Raw genomic sequence first — 7723 nt, forward strand, 5'->3', positions numbered from 1 at the left:
GGTAGAGATGAATTTTTCGAGTTTAAACCAAGCCTCTCTTTCAACTCAGCGTTCTCAATCCTCAAGGCCTTATTTTCTGCCTCTAACTCTTCTATCCTCCCTTCCAACTTTTCTATTTTTTGCTGTAAATTTTTGCAGAGTTCTCAAAGGTTTACCACATTACCTCACTTTTGCTCTATGATTATCTTTATTATCTTGCTTTGTCTATCTTATTCTACCACTCCGCTGAACGGATACAAAAAATTGGTAAAGAGGAAGGGAAAATTGAAGTTACAAAAACAACGCTAGCTAATAATGTTGATGTTAACACTATTGTCAAGTTTACTGGCCTTTCTATTAGTGAGATTGAAGAATTAAGTGTGAGCGGTTACAAATAATTTACCATTTCTTCTGGTTTCACTATCCTTTCAAACTCTTCCTCAGTGAGCAGTTGAAGTTTTGCTGCTGCTTCTTTTAGAGTGATATTTTCTTTATAAGCAAGCTTCGCTATTTTTGCTGCATTGTCGTACCCTATATGCGTATTTAATATAGTGACCAACATCAACGACTGATTCAGTAAATCTTTTATCCTCTCTTCATTTGCTTTAATACCAATTACACATTTTTCTGTAAAATTTAAACTTGCGTCAGCTAAAAGTCTTATAGACTGCAAAACATTGTAAATTATCACTGGCTTAAACACATTCAATTCAAAATGACCGTTTGAACCACTAATGGTTACAGCAACATGATTTCCCATAACTTGAGTGCATACCATAGCCACCGCTTCACACTGAGTTGGATTCACTTTACCTGGCATAATTGAAGAACCGGGCTCATTTTCCGGTAACATTATTTCCCCAATTCCACATCTTGGACCAGAACCAAGCAACCTTATATCATTTGCAATTTTCATTAAACTGACTGCTACTGTATTGAGTGTTCCACTGAGCTCAACTAAAGCATCATTTGCTGCTAGCGCTTCAAATTTATTGCCTGCTGAAGTAAATGGAAGATTAGTGATTTTTGCAACTTCTCTAGCAAAATCTTCAGCAAAACCCTTTTTAGTATTGAGTCCCGTGCCAACCGCAGTGCCACCTTGTGCAAGCTCGTATATACCACTTAAAGTTGATTTTACTCTCTCTATCCCCTTTTTAATCTGGACTGCATAGCCAGAGAACTCCTGTCCTAGTGTTAGGGGCGTTGCATCTTGCAGATGAGTACGTCCTACTTTTATTATATCTTTAAATTCCTGAACCTTATTATCCAGCACCTTATGCAATTTTTCAAGATTTGGAATAAGCAAGCGGTTTATCTGGTCTGCTGCTGCTATATGCATTGCTGTTGGAAAGGTGTCATTTGACGACTGACCATAATTCACATGATCATTTGGATGTATCGGAGATTTACTACCCAAATTACCACCTAAAATCTCTATTGCGCGATTGCTGATCACTTCATTCATATTCATATTAGTCTGCGTTCCGGATCCGGTTTGCCAAACAACAAGCGGAAATTCATTATTAAATTTGCCATCTATTACTTCCTTTGCGGCTGCGCAGATTGCGTCCCCTACCTTATTATCTATGCTACCCTGCTTCATGTTAACATGTGCTGCTGCAAGTTTTACTATTGCTAATGCTTTAATCAGAGGCTCTGGCATTTTTTCTGTGCCAATCTTAAAATTTTCTAAAGAACGCTGAGTCTGCGCTCCCCAGTAATGTTCACTTGGTACTTTTACTTCCCCTAAGCTGTCTGACTCTATTCTCGTCTTTCTATCCATATTTTCCTCCTGGTGTTATGCAAACTGGTTCACTACATAATTTTTTCATGCCTACTTCTTGGTTAATTAAATCATACTAGATCCAAGTAGTCAAGTGTACGAACATTGCAATTTTCAGGTAACCTGCATGGTAGATGTACAACTGTACGAACATTGTCTAGCAGGAGGGTGTCATCCCAGCGCCCCCATGATGTCATCCCAGTGCTTGACACTGGGATGGCTTTGTTGCATCGCTAGCTATGATGGATTAAAGATAAAAAAGATGGAGAATATCAGTAGCTTATTATTCTGGTATTTATAACAAGAACGGTCAGTGAATACCTAAATTTGAGTAAAAGAAATTTCACTACCACTCACTAATCCGGCTAAAATTCAAGAATTTCAATGCTTTAGATATTTTCAATAGAATTAAATTTATTAATGTAAATAATAAATTACTATTCTTAAATTTGATCGGATTGATTGCAAAAAAATAAGATTTTCAATAGGTTACTTATAATCCTAACTATAGTTAGCCTTTCATAAGTAGCGATGCAACAAAGCCCACTGGGATCCAGAAATTTTATTAAGTTGGTAAGCATAAAAGTAGCCGTTTTATGTTAAAATACAACGTTTTGATGATTATGAAAAGGCTGGATCCCAGTGTCTGGGCACTGGGATGACACCATCTGCCACGCAAATTGCCTGCAAATTGCAATGTTCGTACAGTTGTGTGGTAGATGCAAGTAGCTGACACTGGGATTTGTTGTGTTTAACAAAAACAAATGTTCGTACAAATATATTCTAGTTATATGATAAAATAAATGAAATTCACATCTTAAAAGGATCATATACATCGATTTCCTTAGAATTACTCTTTTTCAATTTTTCACTTAATAATCTTAAAATAGGCTGTAAATCACCATTAATTGATAAGCACAGCACTTCTTTATTGAGATAATTAGCTAGGTGATTCTTCTTTTCCAGAATTTCTGCTTCCCTCAATAAGTCGCATTTGTTTAATACTACAATCTCTTCTTTTTCAACAAGATCACTATTGTAAAGTTCCAATTCATTATGGATACAACTATAAGCCGAAACAACGTCATCGTGAGTTACATCGATTAAATGAAGTAAAATTTGACACCTTTCTATGTGCTTTAAAAATTTATGCCCGAGCCCAACTCCAAGGTGAGCATCAGTAATTATTCCAGGAATATCTGCTATTACAACTTCGCTATCATCCACTTTTACCATGCCTAAATGAGGTCTTACGGTGGTAAATGGATAATCGCCTACTTTTGTATCGGAATTTGAGCAGCGAGTCAAAAATTTTGATTTACCTGCGTTTGGCATGCCAATAATTCCAACATCTGATAAAACTTTTAGTTTTAATAATACATGTTTTTCTTCGCCAGGCTGACCGTAAGTAAAATGTCTTGGTGCCTTATTAGTAGAAGATTTAAAATTAGTATTTCCAAGTCCACCTTTTCCACCCTGTGCTATTAAAAATTCCATATCAGGCTTGTCAAGATCGACTATTATCTCTTCATTTTCTTCATCAATTATTTGTGCACCAACTGGAACTCGAAGTATAACGTCTTTCCCTGCTGTGCCAGATCTATCCCTGCCTGCACCGTTTTTCCCACTATCTGCTTTAATGTGTCTTCTATAACGAAAATGAAGCAAAGTGTTGAGATTAGCGTCGCTGATGAAAACTATGTTTCCACCCTTTCCTCCATTACCACCATTTGGACCACCAAATTCAACGAACTTTTCTCGACGAAAACTTGCACAGCCATCACCACCGTCACCAGCTTTTAAACACAATTTTACTTCGTCTATAAAACCCATGCTAACCCACGATAATATTTAGCATCCTTTCCTAACGTGCTTTCTATTCTCATTAGCTCGTTATACTTCGCGAGTCTATCAGAACGCGATAGCGACCCGGTTTTTATTTGCCCGCAATTTGATGCAACTGCTATGTGGGATATTGTTGTGTCTTCTGTTTCACCTGAGCGATGAGAAATAACAGCTTTATAGCCATTTGATTTTGCCATTTCAATAGCAGCAAAAGTTTCTGTTAACGTCCCTATTTGATTTGGCTTGATCAGTACAGCATTTGCCATTTTTTCCTCTATTCCTTTACGTATTAGTTCACAATTTGTAACAAATAAATCATCCCCGACCAATTGAATTTTACTCCCCAATTTTGCAGTAAGTAATTTCCAACCTTCGTAATCCTCCTCACTCATTGCATCTTCTATAGAAATTATTGGATATTTTTCCACAAGATTACAATAATATTCGGTCAACTCTTCTGAAGTAAGCCCCTTACTTTCAAATTTGTAAATTCCATCTTCATAAAAAGTAGATGAAGCAACATCAAGGCCTAGTGCAAAATCACATTTTGTTGAATAACCTGCTGATTCTATAGCGTATATGATCAAATCAAGTGCTTCTTCAGTACTTTCAATATTTGGTGCAAAACCACCTTCATCCCCTACATTTGTGCTATAACCTTTTTTCTTAAGAATGCTACGTAAGTTATGAAACACCTCCGCAGATATTCTAATTGCTTCGCTGAAAGTCTCAGCACCGACCGGAAGAATCATGAATTCTTGGAAATCGAGCTTATTGTCTGCATGTACTCCACCATTAATTATGTTAATGAGTGGAACCGGCATAACACTCGTCTGCTTTCCTCCCAAATATCTATATAGCGGCATTTTGAAACTGTTTGCTGCTGCTTTTGCAACTGCAAGAGACACACCCAAAGTTGCATTTGCTCCAAGTTTTGATTTGTTTTTTGTTCCATCTAGTTCAATTAATGCTTTATCAATTGCATTTTGGTCCGCTGCATTCATTCCAATGATTTTATCTGTTATCATTCCATTTACAACTTGAACAGCTTTCAGCACTCCCTTACCACAATACCTTTTCTCATCTTGGTCTCTGAGTTCCAAGGCTTCCAGTTTACCGGTTGAAGCTCCAGAAGGTACAGATGCTCTGCCTACTGCTCCATCACAGAGCCCAATCTCTACCTCAACGGTTGGGTAACCCCTGCTATCTAAAATTTCTCTTGCAAATACGTTATTGATTATCTTATTCATTGCATTAACCCTTTACTAGATTCACAATTGTGTGCACGGAACGTTCTGTCTCGGAAGATGTTATCCCAGCGCTGTAACATTTCAGTGTATGAACATTGCAATATACAGGTAATTTGAGTAGCGGATGGTGTCATGCAAGTAGCTGACACTGGAATCCAGCTTTTACTATACAGCCACCTGGTGTGCTCATTTACGATTAAGTTTTCTGGATCCCAGTGTCTGGGCACTGGGATGACATCATTCTTAGTGGAAGTTACTTCCATATCGCAACGTTCGTACAGTTGTGCGCTTCGACACTGGGATCCAGCCTTATTACACAATTTTATCATATAAATCCTCCCAGTCCGGATTCTTTTTCTCAATTAAATTCATTTTCCATATATATAATTGACTAGATTCCAGTTTACATGACACCAGTACTTGCATTTATTCTATCGTTTAACTAGATGTTTGTATAGTTTCTGCTATGAGCTTTGCAGCTTCCTTTGCCAATTTAGCTATATTACTACCAGCACCAATAAATAATACTATATCACCTGGACTTGTCGAATCACTAATAAAATGTGAAATGAGCAAAGCATCATTCATAATTTTTGTGTTATTAAATCCATTACTGATTAAAGCTTTCTGTATATCATCAATTCCACAACCAGGAATAGGCTTATCTTCTGGAGGATGAACAGGAGTAAGGATGACATAATCAAACATCATGAAAATTCGTATGAATTCATCAAAAAAATTACGAATGCGAGCAAAACGAAGTGGTTCGATAATTCCTATTACTTTTCCTTTGGTAATCGAACGTGCAGCCGTTAAAGTTGCATATATTTCATTTGGATGATGGGCATAATCCTCAATTAACTTAACACCTTTAATATTGGCAATCAAAGAGAATCTTCTTGCTACTCCTTTGAATTCCAAAAGGCCTTTTTTAATCTCTGCATCGCTAATCCCGAGTTTTATCGCAACTGATATTGCAGCCAAGGCGTTGCTTACTTTGTGAATACCTATTGCGTTTGATAGTACTATGTTTTTTAAAGGGCTGGATCCCAGTGTCACGCACTGGGATGACAGAGGGTGATGGGATGACAAAGGAGTAGGGGAAATAGGGAAAGGCATCGGTATCGTTCCAAAACATAAAGGTGTCATCCCAGTGCTTGACACTGGGATCCAGTTATTTTGAACCATACAACTATCATCAATAAACACATCAAATTCTATGCTGTTAGCATGCTGTTTAATATTAACAGCTTTAATATTGGCATCCTCAAATCCAAACATCATAGAGTTATTTGCATCATAACTAATGTCTACAGAATCAGGCAAAACTGCAAAATCTGCTTTATTTATAAATTGAGAGAATGCATGCTTAACATCGTCAAATGTACCATAACGATCCATATGATCGTCGTTAATACTCGTTATGACAGCAATATTTGCAGGAATTTTTAGCATGGTTCCATCAGACTCATCAGCTTCAATTAAAAAAATGTTACTCCTTCCAAATCTTGAATTACTCTGATACGAATTTAGTATTCCTCCTACAATTACAGTTGCATCAATATTAGAATGATCAAAAATGGAAGCAATCATAGCCGTTGTTGTTGTCTTTCCGCTTGAACCTGAAACCGCTATCACATATTTACCTTTCATAATTTCAGCAAGTATGTCTGATCTATGCAAAACGGTTTTATTGTTATTTTTTGCCGCAATTAACTCCACATTATCAGATTCTATTGCAGAAGAATGTACAACTATTTGAGCTTGGCTTATATTATTAGCATTGTGACCAATATAAACCTCTATACCTAGCTTTTGTAACTTATTTATATTGTCGTTTGATTGTGCATCACTGCCTTGAACTTTGTAATTGGAATTGTGAAGAATTTCAGCAATAGCGCTCATTCCGATTCCACCTATACCAATAATATGTATTATTCCTTTTTGAGTTTTGTTAATATTTAGCAGTAGATGTTTACTCATTACTAAATTTATTATAGTATAATTTAAGATCCTCATAGTATCGAACCCTCTTACCGAATACAATGATAAAAAACCTAACCTTTCTATGTCTAACATTTGTTTTGATAAGCAGTTGCAGTTTTAGCAACAGGTTTAACTGCACTGCAGGTCATTATAAAATTGGCAGCAGCTACACAATAAATGGTATAACTTATTATCCAAAAAACTGTAAACACTATGAAGAGATAGGGACAGCGTCGTGGTATGGAATAGAAGATCATGGCACGCTTACAGCAAATGGTGAAGTGTTTAACCGCCACTTGATCTCTGCAGCGCATAAGACTTTGCCCCTACCCTGCTTTGTTCTTGTCACTAATTTAGAAAATGGAAGAAAGCTTGTTACAAGGGTTAACGATAGGGGGCCTTTTATTGAAGGCAGAATAATAGACTTATCAGAAAAAGCAGCTCAAGTCTTAGGATTTCATAAATCTGGGCTTGCAAAAGTAAAAGTCCAATACCTAAGAAAGATGTCAGAACAATTGATACAAAATACTCCTTATTACAGAAAGCAGTATGAAAAGGAAATACAGAAACGTCACCCAAAACAAGACAATGCAGAAAGTAAGGGATATGTTGCATTTTTTAAAAGTGCTCAGGCTGCTAAGTCAGCTGCATCAAAGCTTCGCAATCAAGGAATAAAAAATGTTAGATTGCTTTTTAAGAACGATCAATATTGCGTGAAAGTGAGTTATAGGTAGTGGTGAGTGCAGAATTTGAAAGATTTGGTTAATGTAAGGAACGCTGGCTAACTATTGTAATACCAATTCTCATTATTAGGAGGACAAATAGGAGACATTGCAGAGTTGTTTAATTATGGAGTGGGTAAGAGAGGTAACAAATTTAC

The 7723-nt window shown here is 36.6% G+C and carries 7 protein-coding genes and 2 pseudogenes; 3 read left to right on the plus strand and 6 right to left on the minus strand.

Annotation, left to right across the window (positions count from 1 at the left end):
- Positions 1-227: 227 nt before the first annotated feature.
- Positions 228-377, plus strand: a pseudogene (locus tag OZD66_RS01630) (Rpn family recombination-promoting nuclease/putative transposase); the annotation flags it as partial.
- Here OZD66_RS01630 and fumC read toward each other — a convergent pair.
- Positions 368-1762: a class II fumarate hydratase gene (gene fumC, locus OZD66_RS01635; RefSeq protein WP_182366864.1), complete on the minus strand. Its 1395-nt coding sequence runs from the start codon at positions 1760-1762 to the stop codon at positions 368-370. The pseudogene OZD66_RS01630 and the gene fumC sit on opposite strands and share 10 nt — an antisense overlap.
- A gap of 127 nt (positions 1763-1889) precedes the next feature.
- On the opposite strand from fumC, the gene OZD66_RS01640 reads away from it, so the two are divergent.
- Complete coding sequence (locus tag OZD66_RS01640) at positions 1890-2063, plus strand: hypothetical protein (RefSeq protein ID WP_275022024.1); 174 nt, start codon at positions 1890-1892, stop codon at positions 2061-2063.
- A gap of 298 nt (positions 2064-2361) precedes the next feature.
- Here the strand turns inward: OZD66_RS01640 and OZD66_RS01645 are convergent, their stop codons facing one another.
- From OZD66_RS01645 to OZD66_RS01665, 5 genes and pseudogenes are all read right to left on the minus strand, one after another.
- On the minus strand, positions 2362-2592 hold the full coding sequence (locus OZD66_RS01645) for a hypothetical protein (protein ID WP_231115872.1): 231 nt from the start codon (positions 2590-2592) through the stop codon (positions 2362-2364).
- The gene (cgtA, locus tag OZD66_RS01650) at positions 2573-3595 is read right to left on the minus strand and encodes an Obg family GTPase CgtA (RefSeq protein ID WP_182366862.1); all 1023 of its coding nucleotides are present in this window, start codon (positions 3593-3595) and stop codon (positions 2573-2575) included. Before cgtA ends, OZD66_RS01645 begins: the two co-directional genes overlap by 20 nt.
- Positions 3583-4857, minus strand: coding sequence for a phosphopyruvate hydratase (eno, locus tag OZD66_RS01655; RefSeq protein WP_182366860.1), 1275 nt, complete (start codon positions 4855-4857; stop codon positions 3583-3585). Before eno ends, cgtA begins: the two co-directional genes overlap by 13 nt.
- An 80-nt stretch (positions 4858-4937) precedes the next feature.
- Positions 4938-5087: pseudogene (locus tag OZD66_RS06015) on the minus strand (WPE palindromic element domain-containing protein); the annotation flags it as partial.
- Between the two features lie 208 nt (positions 5088-5295).
- Positions 5296-6876, minus strand: a complete 1581-nt coding sequence (locus OZD66_RS01665) for a UDP-N-acetylmuramate--L-alanine ligase (protein ID WP_182366855.1) — start codon at positions 6874-6876, stop codon at positions 5296-5298.
- Between the two features lie 26 nt (positions 6877-6902).
- On the opposite strand from OZD66_RS01665, the gene OZD66_RS01670 reads away from it, so the two are divergent.
- On the plus strand, positions 6903-7577 hold the full coding sequence (locus OZD66_RS01670; RefSeq protein ID WP_182366852.1) for a septal ring lytic transglycosylase RlpA family protein: 675 nt from the start codon (positions 6903-6905) through the stop codon (positions 7575-7577).
- The last annotated feature ends 146 nt before the right edge of the window (positions 7578-7723 follow it).

The organism is Wolbachia endosymbiont of Drosophila baimaii (assembly GCF_028982185.1).
Classification (GTDB): Bacteria; Pseudomonadota; Alphaproteobacteria; order Rickettsiales; family Anaplasmataceae; genus Wolbachia; species Wolbachia pipientis.